General features: G+C 68.6%; 12 protein-coding genes and 1 tRNA gene. 4 read left to right on the top strand and 9 right to left on the bottom strand.

The window, feature by feature from the left end:
• Nucleotides 1-275: 275 nt before the first annotated feature.
• The 5 genes from ABD260_RS22470 to aceE all read right to left on the bottom strand — a co-directional run bounded on the left by ABD260_RS22470 (nt 276) and on the right by aceE (nt 6,799).
• Nucleotides 276-1,376: a mandelate racemase/muconate lactonizing enzyme family protein gene (locus ABD260_RS22470; RefSeq protein WP_344235952.1), complete on the bottom strand. Its 1,101-nt coding sequence runs from the start codon at nt 1,374-1,376 to the stop codon at nt 276-278.
• The gene (locus ABD260_RS22465) at nt 1,373-2,131 is read right to left on the bottom strand and encodes an amidohydrolase family protein (RefSeq protein WP_344235950.1); all 759 of its coding nucleotides are present in this window, start codon (nt 2,129-2,131) and stop codon (nt 1,373-1,375) included. The genes ABD260_RS22470 and ABD260_RS22465 overlap by 4 nt, the downstream gene beginning before the upstream one ends.
• Nucleotides 2,128-2,961, bottom strand: a complete 834-nt coding sequence (locus tag ABD260_RS22460; protein ID WP_344235948.1) for a creatininase family protein — start codon at nt 2,959-2,961, stop codon at nt 2,128-2,130. The genes ABD260_RS22465 and ABD260_RS22460 overlap by 4 nt, the downstream gene beginning before the upstream one ends.
• On the bottom strand, nt 2,958-3,404 hold the full coding sequence (locus ABD260_RS22455) for a Gfo/Idh/MocA family oxidoreductase (RefSeq protein WP_344235946.1): 447 nt from the start codon (nt 3,402-3,404) through the stop codon (nt 2,958-2,960). Before ABD260_RS22455 ends, ABD260_RS22460 begins: the two co-directional genes overlap by 4 nt.
• Before the next feature lie 668 nt (nt 3,405-4,072).
• Nucleotides 4,073-6,799, bottom strand: coding sequence for a pyruvate dehydrogenase (acetyl-transferring), homodimeric type (gene aceE, locus ABD260_RS22445; RefSeq protein ID WP_344235960.1), 2,727 nt, complete (start codon nt 6,797-6,799; stop codon nt 4,073-4,075).
• A gap of 319 nt (nt 6,800-7,118) precedes the next feature.
• On the opposite strand from aceE, the gene ABD260_RS22440 reads away from it, so the two are divergent.
• On the top strand, nt 7,119-7,562 hold the full coding sequence (locus ABD260_RS22440; RefSeq protein ID WP_184834291.1) for a DUF3052 domain-containing protein: 444 nt from the start codon (nt 7,119-7,121) through the stop codon (nt 7,560-7,562).
• The gene (locus ABD260_RS22435; RefSeq protein ID WP_344235942.1) at nt 7,559-8,020 is read left to right on the top strand and encodes a peroxiredoxin; all 462 of its coding nucleotides are present in this window, start codon (nt 7,559-7,561) and stop codon (nt 8,018-8,020) included. Before ABD260_RS22440 ends, ABD260_RS22435 begins: the two co-directional genes overlap by 4 nt.
• On the opposite strand, the gene ABD260_RS22430 is transcribed toward ABD260_RS22435, so the two are convergent.
• Nucleotides 8,017-8,571, bottom strand: coding sequence for a TetR/AcrR family transcriptional regulator (locus tag ABD260_RS22430; RefSeq protein WP_344235940.1), 555 nt, complete (start codon nt 8,569-8,571; stop codon nt 8,017-8,019). The genes ABD260_RS22435 and ABD260_RS22430 overlap by 4 nt on opposite strands.
• A gap of 72 nt (nt 8,572-8,643) precedes the next feature.
• Between ABD260_RS22430 and ABD260_RS22425 the strand changes: the two genes are divergently transcribed.
• On the top strand, nt 8,644-10,437 hold the full coding sequence (locus ABD260_RS22425; RefSeq protein WP_344235938.1) for an ABC transporter ATP-binding protein: 1,794 nt from the start codon (nt 8,644-8,646) through the stop codon (nt 10,435-10,437).
• On the opposite strand, the gene ABD260_RS22420 is transcribed toward ABD260_RS22425, so the two are convergent.
• From ABD260_RS22420 to ABD260_RS22410, 3 genes are all read right to left on the bottom strand, one after another.
• Nucleotides 10,428-10,501: transfer RNA gene (locus ABD260_RS22420), tRNA-Val, on the bottom strand. The two genes, ABD260_RS22425 and ABD260_RS22420, sit on opposite strands and share 10 nt — an antisense overlap.
• Before the next feature lie 126 nt (nt 10,502-10,627).
• Entirely contained in the window at nt 10,628-11,065 is a 438-nt protein-coding gene (locus ABD260_RS22415) for a MarR family winged helix-turn-helix transcriptional regulator (protein WP_344235936.1), read from the bottom strand.
• Between the two features lie 9 nt (nt 11,066-11,074).
• Complete coding sequence (locus ABD260_RS22410) at nt 11,075-12,229, bottom strand: serine hydrolase domain-containing protein (RefSeq protein WP_344235934.1); 1,155 nt, start codon at nt 12,227-12,229, stop codon at nt 11,075-11,077.
• A gap of 409 nt (nt 12,230-12,638) precedes the next feature.
• Between ABD260_RS22410 and ABD260_RS22405 the strand changes: the two genes are divergently transcribed.
• On the top strand, nt 12,639-16,571 hold a 3,933-nt coding region (locus ABD260_RS22405; protein ID WP_344235932.1), incomplete at its 3' end, for an AMP-binding protein.

The raw sequence follows: 16,571 nt of genomic DNA, 5'->3' as shown, positions 1-16,571 counted from the left end.
TCACAAGACCAACTCCTTGGCTCACAGAACGACATGGCTACGATCCGACTTGTTGGTGCGCTCGGGCAGGTAGGGGAGTCCGGTCAGTTCGAGTGGATTGTCGACAAGAATATTGAAGACAATCGTCACATCGGCGGCCGCCATCGCGGTGTCGTAGTCGGCCCACGAGTTGGTGGTCACGACCGGGCGGTCGTTGCGCCAGTTGTCGTACACCTGGCGGTCGGCCGCCGGGACCGCGTCGCGGTGGGTCGGGGTGTGCGCATGAACGTCGACAATCATCGGAACTCCCGCAACAGGTCATCTCGCAAGGTCACGCCCAGGCCGGGCTCGTCGGTCAGCCGGACGCGCCGCCCGTCGCTGTCGAGCGGTTTCGCCAGCACGTCCTCGGTGTAGTAGTGCGCGCCGATGATGTCGCTCGGGTACGCCGACAACTTCGGCAGCGCGGCGGCGACGTGCAGTTGTGCGGCGGCGCCGAGGCCCAGCTCGCCGTTCGATCCGATCAGTACGTCGATGCCGTGCGCCGCGGCGAGCTGTCCCATCCGGACCGCACGTCCGGGCCCGGCGCTTTTCCCGACGTACACGCTCACCACATCGGCCGCGCGGGCTTCGATCACGGTGAGGAGATCGTGGACATCGAAGACGGACTCGTCGGCGATCACGGGCAGTCCGTGCTGCCGGACCTCGTACGCGCCTCGTACATCACGTGGTTCGAGCGGCTGCTCCAGGAAGGCGACACCGAGCGCCTTCAACTCGGGGACCGCGCGCAGTGCCTCCGCTCGTGACCAGCCACCATTCGCGTCGGTGCCGAGGAAGGCGTCACCGGCGAGTTCGCGCGCTCGGCGTACGCGTTGGAGATCGCCGTCGAGACCGAGCCCGACCTTCACCTTGAATGCACCGAACCCGGCAGCGGTGGCGGCGTTGTACGCGCGTTCGAGCTCGTCCGGGTCGCCCGAGAGCGACAGTTTGATCGGGATCTCCCGCCGGTACGGTCCGCCCAGCGCGACTGCCAGCGGTACGTCCAGCGTGCGGGCGAACGCGTCCCACAACGCGATCGAAACGCCTGCTTTGGTGAACGGATTGCCCTGCAGAACCTTGTCCATCAAGTCGTCCGCGGCACCGACCGGAGTGAGCGGTCCGCCGATCAGTGCGGGCGCGATCACCGTACGGATGAAGTGCTCGGCGGACGTACCGTCCTCGCCGGACCAGATCGGGGTCGCGCTGACCTCGCCGTACCCTTCCACGCCGTCGCTGGTGATGACGCGGACGAGCAAGAAGTCGGACCGGTCGTGCGGACCACGGGCACCACGGACCAGCAGTTCAGGGGCGGCGCGCAGGCTGACCCGCGCGGTCTGGATCGCTGCGATGGTGGCCGTCACGCGGGCTCCAGCAGGCGTTGTGGATTGTCGACAAGCATCGCGTGCCGCTGTGCGTCGGTGATACCCCAGCCGTCGATCTCCTTGACCCGCGCGACCGCGTAGTCCTGGCTGGCCTTGTCGGACAGCCCGGCGTCGGTCCCGAAGATCACCTTGTGCGACGGCGCCTCCTGCAGGATGCGGCGGGCGGCGTACGGTGGCGTACCGCAGATGCACAGGTACACGTTCTCCGTCTCCTGCGTCATCGCCAGCGCCTCGCGCCACAGGTCGTGCAGTCCGCCGTGACCGAGTACGACGCGCAACTTCGGGTGCCGGCGGGCGAGTGCCGCGATCTGGCCGGCGGTCGAGTACGGCGGCGTGCCGTCGTGGCTCAGCAGCACGCCGCCGACCGAGGTGATCACCTCGCAGATCGGGTCCAGCGACCGCTCGTGCATGCTGAAACCCTGCAACCACGGGTGCAGTTTCAGGCCGCGCAGCCCGAGCTCACCGACCATCCGCTCGGCTTCGGCGACGGCCGTCTTGCGGCGGACGGCGACGGTGCCGAAGCCGATCATCCGGTCCGGATACGCGCGAACGAACTCGGACAGCCGGTCGTTCGATTCCGGGGTCGGGTCGAACAGCCCGTCGTGACTGAGCACGACGGCGCGCTCGATCCCGGCCGAGTCCATGAACCCGACGAACTCCTCCGCGCCGAAGGGCGTACCGCCCAGCCAGGTTGCGGTCTCCCACGCCGGGGTGTGGGTATGGAAGTCGATCACAAAACCTCCGCGAGCTCGAGAAGGCGGTCGCCGAGTGCGGCCGCCAGCTGGTCGAACCATTTCCGCCCGATCGCCGGATCGGCCAGCTCGGGCCGGTCGGTGTATCCGTCGATCCGCTGCCAACTCTCCGCCGTATGCAGCGCCACGTCGTCGACCACCGCCCCCACCGGCGGCTCCGGACGTTCCTTGCACTCAGCAACAAACCCGGCATCCAGCCCCAACATCAACGCAGTCTCGAACTCCCCGGCATGCCCAGGAACAGGGACGGGGTCCGGGGCGGGGGCGAGGTCCGGGGCGGAGGCGAGGGTCGGCGCATCCGCGCCCTCAACCGTGAGGCTGGCGCCCCCTCCCTCTCCCTTCCCCCGGTAGTGCAGTCGGCTATCGGCGAGGTTCCAGTAGTCGATGTGGGCGACGTTCAGGTGGTAGCGGGTTGATGCGGTCGCGGCGGCCGCATGACAAACACCGGTGTTTCCGCCATGCCCATTCACCAGCAGCACCCGCCGCGCACCGTCCGCCCGCAGCGACCGCGCCACATCGAGCAACACCGCCAGCAACGTCTCAGCAGACAGCGAAAGCGTCCCCCCGAACGGCAAATGATGATCCGAAGCACCGAACGGCAGCACCGGCGCCACCACCAACGGCCGCGCCGCCCGCTCATGCACCAGCGAGGCAGCCCGCACCGAAGCCGCCTCGGCCAGAATCCAGTCGGTCCCGGTCGCCAGATGCGGACCGTGCTGCTCGGTCGCTCCCAACGGCAGCACAACAATTGCCTCAGGCAACAACTCGCCCAGCTCGGAGCGATTCCCGTGCTGCCATCTCACCAACGTCACAAGGCCCTCCCGGCAACGAGTTGAGCGGTACGCAAAGCCGCGATCCCATCGTCAAGCGAAGGCACACCGGCCTTTAGAGCACCCTCGGACAAATCGACAAAGCGCTGCACCTGCAGATCGAAACACCGAGTCATCCGATCCCCTGGAAAATGCACCTCACGCTCACCATCGGCCGTACTCAGCCGAAGCTCGAACGTGAACCCGTCCAGCGTCGCCAACCCACGATCCCCAAGAAACGTCAGCTCACACCTCGGCAGCACACTCGTCAACCACCCGAACTCCACCAGCGCCTGATGCCCACCCGGGTAACTGAGCCGCGCCCCCGTCAGATTCGCCGCCGGCAAACCCGGCCGAGTCATCCGCGACCACGCATCGTCGACCCTCTCCGGCTGCCCACCCAGCAGATGACTCAGCCAGTCGAACAGATGCGCGCCCTCGTGCACGACCGGCGTACCGTGCGCGAGCGTCGCGATGATGCGCTCCGCGTGCTCGGCATCGGCCGGGTCGTACGGTTCGTCGTAGATGTGGGAAGTCGGATCGTAGCCATGTCGTTCTGTGAGCCAAGGAGTTGGTCTTGTGAGTTGTCTTCCTAAGACCGCTTGGCCTCCGACTTGTACGTGAGCCCGACCTGCACCCGGCTGCGCTCTTCGCTGGACAACTGCCCATACACCCCGGCGGCTTCGACCGACGTCGCGACCGGCTTCTCGGCCAGGACGAACAGCCCGGCGCGCGCGTACCGCACCACCAGGTCCGGCGTCACCCACGGCGGCGTCGCCAGCACCACGCCGTCGACCTCGCCCGGATCGACGTCCGCGGCGACCGGGATCCCCTGTGCGGCGGCGATTTCCCGCCGCCCGGCATCGGGATCGACCAGCCGGACCAGCTGCACGGCCGGATGTCGGAGCAAGGCGGGCAGATGTGCCCCGAGACCTATGTCCCCGAGCCCCGCGAGTGCCACCCGCATCTGCCGCTCCTTCAGAATACCGGAATTAGTTTCTGCTATCCGAAGCTTATGAGGTCCCCGGAGCTGCCGCAATGGGTGGCCGGGTCGAGAACGCGGAAGGGGCCGCTCACCCAGTGGTGAGCGGCCCCTTCCGGAGGCGTGCCAGGGTCAGGCCCCGGCGCCCTCCTGCTTCACGCCGGCGACCGCGGTCGGGTCGTCGATCCGGTACTTCCGGGCTGCCTCGGCGGCGACCTCCGGCTTCACGTCGCCGCGCTTGGCCAGGATCTCCAGCGTCGCGACCACGATCGACTCGGCGTCGACCTGGAAGTGCCGCCGGGCCGCGGCCCGGGTGTCGGCCAGGCCCCAGCCGTCGGTCCCGAGCGAGGTGTAGTCGTTCGGCACCCAGCGGGAGATCTGGTCCTGCACCGCGCGCATGAAGTCGCTGACCGCGACGACCGGGCCCTTGGTGTCCTTCAACTGCTCGGTGACGAACGGAATCTGCTCCGGCTCGTCCGGGTGCAGCAGGTTGTGCTGCTCGGCCGCGACGGCATCCCGGCGCAGCTCGTTCCACGAGGTCACCGACCAGATGTCGGCGGCCACCGAGTATTCCTCGGCGAGGATCTGCTGGGCCTTCCGCACCCACGGCAGCGCGACGCCGGAGCCGAGCAGCTGCACCCGCGGCGCGTCCTCGCCGTCGGCGACCTGACCCTCGTCGAAGCGGTACATGCCCTTCAGCAGCGCCGCGACGTCGAGGTTCTCCGGCTCGGCCGGCTGCGCGACCGGCTCGTTGTACACGGTCAGGTAGTAGAAGACGTCCTCACCGAACGGCTTCTCCTGGTCCAGGCCGTAGCCGTACATCCGGCGCAGGCCGTCCTTGACGATGTACGGGATCTCGTACGCGAACGCGGGGTCGTAGTGCACCGCGGCCGGGTTCGTCGAGGCGAGCAGCGGCGAATGACCGTCCGCGTGCTGCAGACCTTCACCGGTCAGCGTGGTCCGGCCGGCCGTCGCGCCGACCAGGAAGCCCCGGCCGAGCTGGTCGCCGAGCGCCCACATCCAGTCCCCGGTCCGCTGGAAGCCGAACATCGAGTAGAAGATGTAGAACGGGATCATCGGCTCACCGTGCGTGGCGTACGCCGTACTCGCCGCGAGCACCGAACCCATCGCGCCGGCCTCGGAGATGCCCTCGTGCAGCAGCTGGCCGGCCGTGGACTCCTTCCAGGACAGCAACAGGTTGCGGTCGACGGCCTCGTAGTTCTGCCCGTGCGGCGAGTAGATCTTCGCCGTCGGGAACATCGAGTCCATCCCGAAGGTGCGGTACTCGTCCGGGGCGATCGGGACGATCCGGTGCCCGATCTCCGGGTCCTTCATCAGGTCCCGGAACAGCCGGACCAGGGCCATCGTGCTCGCGATCGGCGCATGGCTGCCCTTGGACAGCGGCGCGTACACGTCGTCGCCCGGCAGTTTCAGCGTCTTCGGCGTGACCCGGCGCTGCGGCAGCGAACCACCGAGCTGTTTGCGCCGCTCCATCATGTACTGGTACTCCGGCGAGTCGGTGCCGGGGTGGAAGTACGGCGGGTTGTACGCGTCCTCGAGGTCCTTGTCCTCAATCGGCAGGTACAGCCGGTCCCGGAACGCCTTCAGGTCGTCCGAGGTCAGCTTCTTCATCTGGTGGGTCGCGTTCCGGCCCTCCAGCGCCTCGATCGTCCAGCCCTTGATCGTCTGGGCCAGGATCACGGTCGGCTGCCCGACGTGCTCGGTCGCGCTCTTGAAGGCCGCGTACACCTTGCGGTAGTCGTGCCCACCGCGCGGCAGCCGGCGCAGGTCCTCGTCGGACAGGTTGCTGACCATCTGCTGCAGCCGCTGGTCGCCGCCGAAGAAGTTGTTCCGGATGTACTCACCGGACTCGACCGAGTAGGTCTGGAACTGACCGTCGGGCGTGGTGTTCATCTTGTTCACCAGCGCGCCGTCGTGGTCCTGGGCGAGCAGGTTGTCCCACTCCCGGCCCCAGATCACCTTGATCACGTTCCAGCCCGCGCCGCGGAAGAACGCCTCCAGCTCCTGGATCACCTTGCCGTTGCCACGGACCGGGCCGTCCAGCTGCTGCAGGTTGCAGTTGATCACGAAGGTGAGGTTGTCCAGCTCCTCGCGCGCGGCCAGGCCGATCGCGCCGAGCGACTCCGGCTCACCCATCTCGCCGTCACCGAGGAACGCCCAGACGTGCTGCTGGCTGGTGTCTTTGATGCCGCGGTTGTGCAGGTAGCGGTTGAAGCGCGCCTGGTAGATCGAGTTCAGCGCGGCCAGTCCCATCGAGACGGTCGGGAACTCCCAGAAGTCCGGCATCAGCCGCGGGTGCGGGTACGAGGACAGGCCCTGGTGCGGGCCGCGGGAGACCTCCTGGCGGAAGCCGTCCATTTGGTCGGTGCTCAGCCGGCCCTCGAGGAAGGCCCGCGCGTACATCCCGGGCGAGGCGTGCCCCTGGATGAAGATCTGGTCACCGCCGCCCGGGTGATCCTTGCCCCGGAAGAAGTGGTTGAACCCGACCTCGTACAGGCTGGCGGCCGACTGGTAGGTGGCGATGTGACCGCCGACCTCCAGGCCCTTGCGGTTGGCCTTGCTCACCATCACCGCGGCGTTCCAGCGGATGAAGGCCCGGATCCGGCGCTCGATGTGCTCGTCGCCGGGGAACCAGGGCTCGCGCTCCGGTGGGATCGAGTTGATGTAGTCGGTGCTCCGCAGCGCGGGCACTCCGACCTGTCGCTCCCGGGCTCGCTCGATCAGCTTGAGCATCAGGTAGCGCGCTCGCGCCTTGCCCCGTTCGTCCAGGACCGCGTCGAGCGATTCGACCCATTCACGCGTCTCGTCGGGGTCGATGTCGGGGAGCTGGGTGGGCATCCCCTCGGTGATGATGGCTGGTGGTTCGTGTCCGGAAGCCACGGTGTCCTGCCGTTCTCTCTGGTTGCTCTTCACCGCAATCCTGTCACCTGTTCGGAATGCGTTCTACTTCGCCTTCCCTCTGGGCCCGATTACGGCCGGGTAAGTACCGATCCCAGCGGACACGCCCAGTACCCGGCACGCGCATACCGGACACGTCACGGAACCCTGGTGCATACTTGCGCGACGCGGTACGTCACGATGGACTATCGCTGCACGGCAGTACGAACCTGGCTTTGACACCTACCCCCGGGCAAGCGGGGACCACGGAGGAGGACACGTGAGCGCGACCGCGGATCACGCGGACGGCAAGAGCGGAGTGCCGAACATCGCCGCCCGGCTCGGCCTGGAGGCCGGCTGGGTCGTGCAGGAGATCGGGTACGACGACGATTGCGACGACGACCTGCGGGCTGCGATCAGGGAGATCACCGGCGAGGATTTCGCCGGCGAAGACACCGACGAGGTCGTGGACGCAGTACTGCTCTGGTTCCGCGAGGACGACGGCGACCTGGTCGACGCGTTCTTCGACATCCTGACCGATCTGAAGGCCGGTGGCGTGGTCTGGCTGATGACCCCCAAGGTCGGCCGGGACGGATACGTCGAGACCAGTGACATCACCGAGGCCGCTCCGGTGGCCGGCCTGGCCACCACCAGCACGCTGAGCGTGACCGACGACTGGTCGGCCACCAAGTTGGTGGTCCCGAAGTCCGGTCGCCGCGGGTGACACTCCCGGCTGCCGGCAGCCGGGCACCCGATTTCAGTACCCGGAACCAGTACGGCGAACAGGTCCGGCTGAGCGATTTCGCCGGTCACCGGAACGTCGTACTGGTTTTCTATCCGTACGCCTTCAGTCAGGTGTGTACGAGTGAGCTGGCCGCGCTCCGGGACCGGCCGGACCTGCTGAACCGGGCCGAGTTCCTGGCCGTCTCGTGCGACCCGATGTTCACGCTCCGGGCGTACGCGGACCGCCAGGAGCTCGGCTTCAGCCTGCTCACGGACTTCTGGCCGCACGGCGCGATCGCCACGTCGTACGGCGTCTTCGAGCCGACCCAGGGCTGCGCCACCCGCGGCACGTTCGTGATCGACCGGGCGGGGCTGATCCGGTGGTCGGTGCACAATCAGCTTCCCGACGCCAGGAATCCCGACGACTACGCCGCGGCACTGGCTCAGCTGGACGGCTAGGGCGCCGCGCACTTGAGCAGGGTGCGCAGGCAGTACTCGCGCGCCTGTTGCGGTCCGCCGGCGCCCGATTGGGCGTAGAAGCGCGCGGTGTACATGTTCGACCAGAGCGTCATGCTCAGCCAGCCGGTGGGCAGAGACGGGTCGATGCTGCCGTCGGCCTGCCCGCGGGCCACGGCGGCGGCGATCCGCCGTTCGTCGGGGTCGTTCTCCCAGTCGACTTCGGGGGTCTCCTGGAACTGGAACCACCAGGCGAAGATGTCGAACGACTCCAGCAGCTCCTGGCAGAGCCGGGTGTACGCCTCGAGCCCGGTGCCCTCGTCGAGCCGGGCCCGCTCGAGGGCCGCCTCGTACTCGTGCTCGACGAACGCGTTGATGCCCTCGACAAGCTCCTTCCGGCCCGCGTAGTAGCGGTGCAGGGTGCTGCGCGCGACGCCGGCCCGCTGCGCGACGTCCGCGATCGAGGCGGACGGGTGCTCGGTCAGCGTGCTGATCCCGGCCTGCAGGATCGCCCGCCGGGTGCGCTCTCTCGTGGGACTGTCGACCTCCAGCATGTATCGATCATATCCGTCCGATGCTGAGACATGTTGTACATAAATGGGACAATCATGTCCTATAGTGGGAGCATGGTGCCTCAGTCTTCCGGACCCGAGCCGGGCCGAATCTCGCTCTTGTGGTCCTATGCCCGCCCGCACTTGCCGGCGCTGATCCTGTCCCTGGTGCTCGCGCTGGTGACGTCGGCGTCGCAGCTGGCCAGCCCACTCGCGACCCGATCGGTCCTGGACGCGCTGGCCGGAGGCGGCTCGCTGCTGAACCCGGTGCTGGTGCTGGTCGTCCTGCTCGTGGTGGGCGGCGCGATCGGCTGGTGGCAGTGGGTGATGCTCGGCACGCTGGCGGAGCGGATCGTGTACGAGGCCCGGCAGGGCATGCTGACCCGGTTCATGCGGGCCCGGGTGTTCCCGCTGCTGCGCCGCCCGGCGGGGGAGCTGGTCACCCGCGTCACCTCGGACTCGGTGCTGCTGCGGGAGGCGGCGTCGAGCAGTGTGGTCGGGATCATCAACGGCACCGCGCTGCTGATCGGCACGCTCGTGATGATGGCGATCCTGGACGTGGTCCTGGTGCTGGCCACCGTGGCGGCGGTCGCTGTGGTCGCGGCGGTTTCGATCGTGCTGATGCCTGAGATCGGCCGGGCGCAGAGCCGGTCCCAGGCCGCGCTCGGGTCGCTCGGGGCGGAGCTGGAAGGGAACCTGCGCGCGATCAAGACGGTGAAGGCAGCCGGCTCGGAGCAGCGGCAGCTGGATCGGTTGACCGGGCACGCGCTGGCGTCGCGGGACGAGAGTGTGCGCGCGGTGCGGCGCGAGGCGATGGTGTGGACGGTGGCGGGCGGCGGTATTCAGGCGGCGATCATCGTGATCCTCGGCGTCGGGGCGTGGCGGGTGTCCGAGGGGGAGATGACTGTTTCGACGCTGGTCGCGTTCCTGCTGTACGCGTTCGTGCTGCTGGAGCCGGTGTCGACGCTCAGCGAGAATCTGACGGCGTTTCAGTCGGGGCTGGCCGCGGCGGGGCGGATCCGCGAGCTTGAACAGCTCGAACAGGAGGACACCCCGGTCGGCGCTGGCGTGTCGTCCGCGGTTCGAGGCGGTGGCGGCGCGGTGATGGAGTTGCGGTCGGTGACGGCTGGGTATGACCCGGCCGGTGAACCGGCGGTGCGTGATCTCGAGCTGCGGATTCCTTCCCGCGGTCATCTGGCGCTGGTCGGCCCGTCCGGTGCGGGCAAAACCACGGTGTTCTCGTTGTTGCTCGGCTTCCTCAATCCACAGTCGGGACAGCTCCTGCTCCAGGGCGTGCCGTACGCGGAAGTTGGGCTGCCCGAAGTACGCCGCCGGCTCGCGTACGTGGAGCAGGAAACGCCTGTCGTACCAGGGACGATCCGGGACAACCTGACCTTCCTCAACGCCGAGGTCACCGAGCAGCAGATCCTCGACGTGCTGGATCAGATCCGGTTGCGCGAGACCGTGCTGGCCCTGCCCAACGGCCTGGACACGCCGCTGTCGGACAGCTCGGTTTCCGGCGGGCAGCGGCAGCGCATCGCGTTGGCCCGCGCATTGCTGGCCGACCCCGATGTACTGCTGCTCGACGAGGCCACCGCACAGGTCGATGGATTGACCGAGACCGCGATCCACGACGCCGTACGCCGTCATGCCGCGAACGCGACCGTGGTGACCATCGCGCACCGCTTGTCCACGGTCATCGACGCGGACGAGATCGTGGTGATGGAGGAGGGCCGGATCGCGGCGCGTGGTACGCATCAGGAACTGCTCGCGACCAGCGAGCTCTACCGCAGCCTGGTCCGGGCGCTGCGGATCGACGCCGAGGCAGGCGTGGAGCGCGCGGAAGTGGAGCCGGTGGGTGGGCTGTGAGGGACTCGAACCCCCGACCCCCTCGGTGTAAACGAGGTGCTCTAACCAACTGAGCTAACAGCCCGCGAGGCATGACCGTATCACTCCGGACGGCCCGGACCGAAAAGCATTCGGTCCGGGCCTTCGGCTGTCGCTGATGAGGTTCGGTCCGCGTTGGCCGGCCGTCTTTGTCGAGCAGGACGCTCGCGTGTCAGCGGCGTCGTTGCTGGGCCTCCAGGAACCGCTGGAGGTAGTCCTGGAAGCGCTGCACATCCTCGGTGTCCCAGTCGGCGGTGAGGTCGGCGAAGACCTCCTCCTGCCAGCGGTGGGCCGCGGCGAGCATCTTGGCGCCCTTCGCCGTCACGAGCAGGTTCCGCTGCCGGGCGTCGGTGGGGGAGGGGACCTTGCGCAGGTACCCGCGCTCGACCGCTTGCGCGAGGAACCGGCTCGCCCCGGACTGATCGATCCCGAGCTCGTCGGCCACCTGGTTCACGGTCGCGCCGCCGTCTCCCTGCAGGCCGGCGACCGCCTCGGTCACCATCACGTCGCGACCGCGCTCGGCATCGACCGCCTGCCCCGCTCCGGTCCATCGGCGCGACCAGTACCGCACCACCCGGAACAGGGCCATCCCCGGCTCGACAGAACTCACCGAACCAGCCTATGCGACTCGCATGGGTGTGAAGACCGCCTGCACCAGCCGGTCCAGGGCCGGCGGGAAGACCTCGAGGATGTTCACGTCGGCGTCGCCCATGGTGATCGCGGCCGTCAGGGTCCTGGTGCCGTCGGCGCTGCTGTACATCAGCGCGCCGTACCCGCCAGGGGCGCTGCCGTTGTGGTGGTAGATGGTCTCGGTCCCGGTGTCCTGGGCGAACAGTCCGAGCGCGTAGTTCAGCGGCCCGCTGAGCGGTTGCGGCGTACGCATCTGCTCGAGCAGGTCCGCAGGCAGTAGCTTGCCGCTCTGCAGTGCGGACATGAACACCTGCAGGTCCTGGCTGGTGGAGAGCATGCTGCCGGCGGCGAACAGCAGCGACGGGTTCTGCTCGGTCACGTCGACCAGCTTCGACTCCTCGCCGTCCTGGTAGCGGAAGTAGCCGTGCGAGTGCGGTCCGGGGAGGTCCACTCGGTCGCCTGGTTCGATGGTGCTGGTCAGACCGAGCGGCTGGATGATGCGGCTGTCCAGCTCGGCGGCGAACGTACGGCCGGTGATCGCCTCGATCAGTAGTGCGGCGACGGTGTAGTTGGTGTTCGCGTAGCTCCACTCGGTGCCAGGCTCGAAGCGGGCCGGCTTGGACAGAGCGAACTCGACCAGTGCGTCCGGCGTGTAGCTGTCCAGCCGGTGGTTGGCCCAGTCCGCACCGGTCGCGGGCAGTCCCGGTACGACCGTACCGTCCGGGTAGTACTCGCCGGTGTAGTTGAACAGGCCGCTGGTGTGGTCCAGCAGCATCCGTACCGTGATCCGCGGGTCCAGCTCGAACCGGGGCAGGTGCTCGGCCACGGACGTGTCCAGTGTGAGCCGGTCCTCGGCTACGAGTTGCAGCACGATGGTTGCCACGAAGGTCTTGGTCACGCTGCCGACGCGGACCAGTCCGGCCGGCGGCGGCAGTTCGGTCGTACCGAGCTCACGTACTCCGGCGGCACCGCACCACACGTCCGGACCGTCCTGGACCCGCAGCTCCAGACTGCCGAACCCGGCGGCGACGAACTCCTCGGCCGCCTGCTGCAGGTCCGCCGCGACGATGGTTTCCCGGGACTGGATCGACATCTTTCGTACTCCTCGGATCGACTGCTCGTTGCTGACGAGGACCACGCTCACCGACCGTCCTGACACGGCACCGCCACCGCCCTGACATGTGCGTTTGCCGCCGGCCGTATCGGAACCGGCCGTCACTCGTTGGAACCAGGGTGGTGGTAGCCGGATTCTTAACCATCGGCTGCCGGGAACGGACTCCTCCAGGGCGGGTTGCGGCTGGTAGGGTTCACGGCTGTCGGTCGGCGCGATGACCACCGGGTGCACCTGGTCATGACGTTGTCCGGCAGATGAAACGCAGATGGAAAACGGGGCTGCTGTCGGTGTGAAGTGAGGCGGGTATGCCCTGTATCCGCTCCGTCCAGTTGGGGAGGCACGTGTCCGTGGGTCGCCAACCGGCCGGCGCCTGTGCAGCCCGCACCTGGACCGCCTCGGTCCGCGTCGGCGCATCCCGTCCGCTGGTGGTGGCATCGGCGTGAGAAGCGGTGCGGACCGGCCGGCGATCTCCACCGGGCCGGCGTTGATGATTCCCGCCGGGTACCCGCGCGACCTGCCGAGCGCGCTGCTCCGGGCGGCGCGTGACTTCGGCGCCGCCGGGGTGGTCGAGATCGGCCCGGACGGTCGCGAGACGAAGCTCGACTTCCCGACCTTGCTCGAGCTCGCCGCGCGGATCCTGGCGGGGTTGCGCGCGAACGGCGTCCGCGCCGGCGACCCCGCGGTCGTGCACTGCACCGAACCGGTCGGTTTCTTCGCCGCGTTCTGGGCCTGCACGCTCGGCGGCATCCGCCCGCTGCTGGTCGCGCCGAACCCGGGCGGCGACCGGACCGAGGAGGGCCGCGAACGGCTCCGCCGGATCACCGACCTGCTCGGCTGGACGGTGCTGATCGGCCGCCCGTCCGACCTGCCGAACGACCTCGGCCTCCCGGTCCTCGACCCGGACGCGATGGCCGGCCACGAACCGACCTCCGACTTCCACCGGCCGGCCGCGGACGACATCGCCGTCCTGATGATGTCGTCGGGTTCGAGCGGTACGCCGAAGATCGTGCAGCTCACGCACCGCGGTCTCGTCGAGTTCGCCGCCGGTACGCCCGCGATGCTGCCGGTCCGTCCCGGTCAGACCACGCTGAACTGGCTGCCGCTCGACCGGAGCGGCGCGTTCCTGCTGTACCACCTGCTGCCCGTGTTCACCGGATGCACCAACATCCACGTGAACACCGAGTGGGTCCTCGAGAACCCGCTCCGTTGGCTGGACCTGATGGACCAGCACCGCGTGAACCATTCCTGGTCGCCGAACTTCGGGTACCGGCTCGCGACCGCCGCCATCGCCGGGGAGCCGGACCGGCATTGGGACCTGTCCGCGCTGCGCAGTCTGGTCAGCGGCGGCGAGCAGATCACCGTGCCGGTGATGTCGGAGTTCCTGCGGGTCACGAACCGGTTCGGGGTCGTCCCGGAGACGTTCGTCGCGGCGTGGGGCATGACCGAGACAGTCACCGGAATCACCTTCGCCCGGCCCGGACTGACGCCGAACGTACACCGCGTACGCATCCCTCCGACCGGCGTCGTCGAGTGGGTCGACCAGCGCCCTTCCGCCGGCAAGGTCGCGGTCGCACGACCCGGCAAGCCGCGTACGGACGCGCCTGGCGTACTGAGCTTGGTCTCGGTCGGAGCGCCCGCGCCCGGCACGACCGTACGCATCGTCGCACCCAACGGCGCCGTCCTCCCCGAAGGCCGCATCGGCCAGCTGCAGGTCGCGTCCGCGCGGGTCACCCCCGGGTACCTCGGCAACCTCGACGCCGACCGCGCCGCCTTCCCGGTCGGCAACTGGCCGGCCCGCAAGTGGCTCGCCACCGGCGATCAGGGCTTCATCACCGGCGGCCAGGTAGTCATCACCGGCCGGGACAGCGAACGCATCATCATGTCCGGCAAACTCCACCACGCCCACGACATCGAGGCAGTCGCCGCCACGGTCGTCGGCGCCGAACCGGGCCTGGTCGCCGCTTGCGGCGTGCCGCACGAGGAGTCCGGCACCGACCGCCTGGTCATCTTCTACGCCCTGACCCCCGGCTCCATCCCCGGCATGGACCAGGCCATCCGCAGCCTCGTCCAAACCCGCCTGGGCCTGCAGGCCGAGGTGGTCGGCGTCCCGCGCCGCGATTTCCCCACCACCCCCGGCGGCAAGATCCTCCGCCCTCTCCTGAAGCAACGCTGGCTCGAAGGCACCCTCGAACCCGCCACCAACCCGCACGTAGAACCCGCCGGCGCCAGCCTGGACTCAGGCCCCGCCGGCCAAGGCCCATCGGCAACCCCAGAATCCACCCCCTACGCCGAAGAAACCCCCCACCTCCTGCACCACCCGCCCGCGCCCGCCTCGCCTGCGGCGCCCGCTTCGTCTGCGGCCGTCCACCCGTCGGCGCTCGACCCGGACCCGCTGGATTCGGCGGCCGCAACCCTCAAGCCAAGCCCCGACGCCCTGGGCCTCCCGCTCCAGCCCCCCACCGCCTACGACGAAGACGCCGCCGAACGCACCACCGAACTCCCGGTCATCAGCCTCGCCTGGAAACGCGAACTCCAGCAATCCATCCCCACCCCGCCCCAACGCCCCACCCTCGGCGCCCCACCCGCCCACCTGACCAACACCACCCCCATCACCGGCCAACCCACAAACCCAAACGAAGCACCCTCCACGACAACCTCCCCAGACACGAGCACGTCAGGTACAAGTACGTCGGGTACGGGTACGCCTGGTGCCGCCCTCTCAGCCTCGAACGCAGACCTGCCACGCAACCCCTCGACGGACAACGAGAGCTCCAACTCCCACGCAACCTCCACCAACACCTCGCACCCGAACACCCCACCCGAGAACACCTCCCGCAACCAACCACCGGCCGAGCCAGCCACGCCCGAAGCTGAGCTTGAGGATGTCGCGTACGACGGCGCCGTAGGTGAACGCGCCGCGTACGAAGACACGCCCGCCGAACCCACCGCAGACGAGAACACCGCGCACAAGAGCACCACACCCGACGACCTCGACGAGAGCACCGCACACGAGCCCGCCACGCCTGAAAATGCCACTGCGGACGAGAGCACTGCGTACGAGCCTGCTAGGTCCGAAAATGCCGCTGCGGATGACAGCGGCGCGCGCCGGCCTGCTACGTCTGAAGATGCCGCGGACCAGGACGCCGCCGAGACCGACGCCGACGCTGGTGCGGTCGACAACTCAGCGGCCAAGCACCGCGAGGCAAACGGTGACAGCCCCGACAGCGCTGACGAGTCGAACACCGATGTCCCCAACTCGGCGAACCTTCACCCGGCAGACGCAGCCCCGGAAGACACCAACTCCCCGGCCGCGCCCAACAACGAGGCAGCGGACGCCCTACCTGAGAGCAAAACCGCCGAGGACGCACCTTCCAACCCCCAGGTAGCGCACGATCCTGCAGCCGACCCCGCACAACCGGCCACCACAAGCCCGACCGAACCGACCGCACCTGCACCAACTAGTGAGCGCGCCGACGACGAGTCTCATGTACGACCCCATCAGCCCGCCACCCTCGAACCAACCGAAGAACCCAACACCCAATCCCCGGACGCAGACCACGCCTCCGAGGACACCGACGACAAAGCCACGGGCCAGCCTGCCAAGAACACTGCAACCGAAGGCACGACCCGGCCCGACGAGAATGCCGCAACCGAAGGCACGGACCGCGCTGACGAGGACGCCGCACGCAAAGGCACAGACACCGACCGCACCCACGAACAAACCGCCAACGAAGCCACAGACACGCATCACCCCGACGAACAGGCCGACAGCGAAGCCACGGACGCGGATCGCGCCGGTGAACAGGCCGACAGCGAGGCCACGGACACGGATCGCGCCGGCGAACAGGCCGACAGCGAAGCCACGGACACGGATCACGTAGCCGCGGAAGCTGACAGCGCGGATGCCGCCCACGTTGAGAGCACCGCAAGCGAAGCCACAGGAGCGGGTCACGTCGCCGCGGGTGCTGACCGCGAAGGTGCGGGTGCTGACGGCGAAGGCGCGGATGCCGCCCACGTTGAGACCGCCGCGAGCGACGCCACGGAGGCAGATCATGCCGACGACGAGGCAGACGGCGGAGGCGTGGCGCGCGCTGATGAGGATGCGGCGAGCGGACGCGCGGATGAAGATCGCGCTGCGGATGCAGATCGCGCTGACGAACAGGCCGACGGCAATCGCGCAGGTGCCGACGCGGATCGTGCCGACGAGATGCCTGACCGCGTTGACGCAGCCGAGCCGTCTGAGCGCGATGACCCAGACGCCGATCGCGCCGAGAAGGCCGCGAGCGGACAGGCGGATGCAGACACTGATCCCGCCGACACCGACGCCGACGCCGACGCCGACACCGACACCGACGCCGACACCGACACCGAC

It is taken from the genome of Kribbella hippodromi (assembly GCF_039531045.1).
GTDB classification, from domain to species: Bacteria; Actinomycetota; Actinomycetes; order Propionibacteriales; family Kribbellaceae; genus Kribbella; species Kribbella hippodromi.
This window is presented reverse-complemented; position numbering and strand designations above follow the sequence as displayed.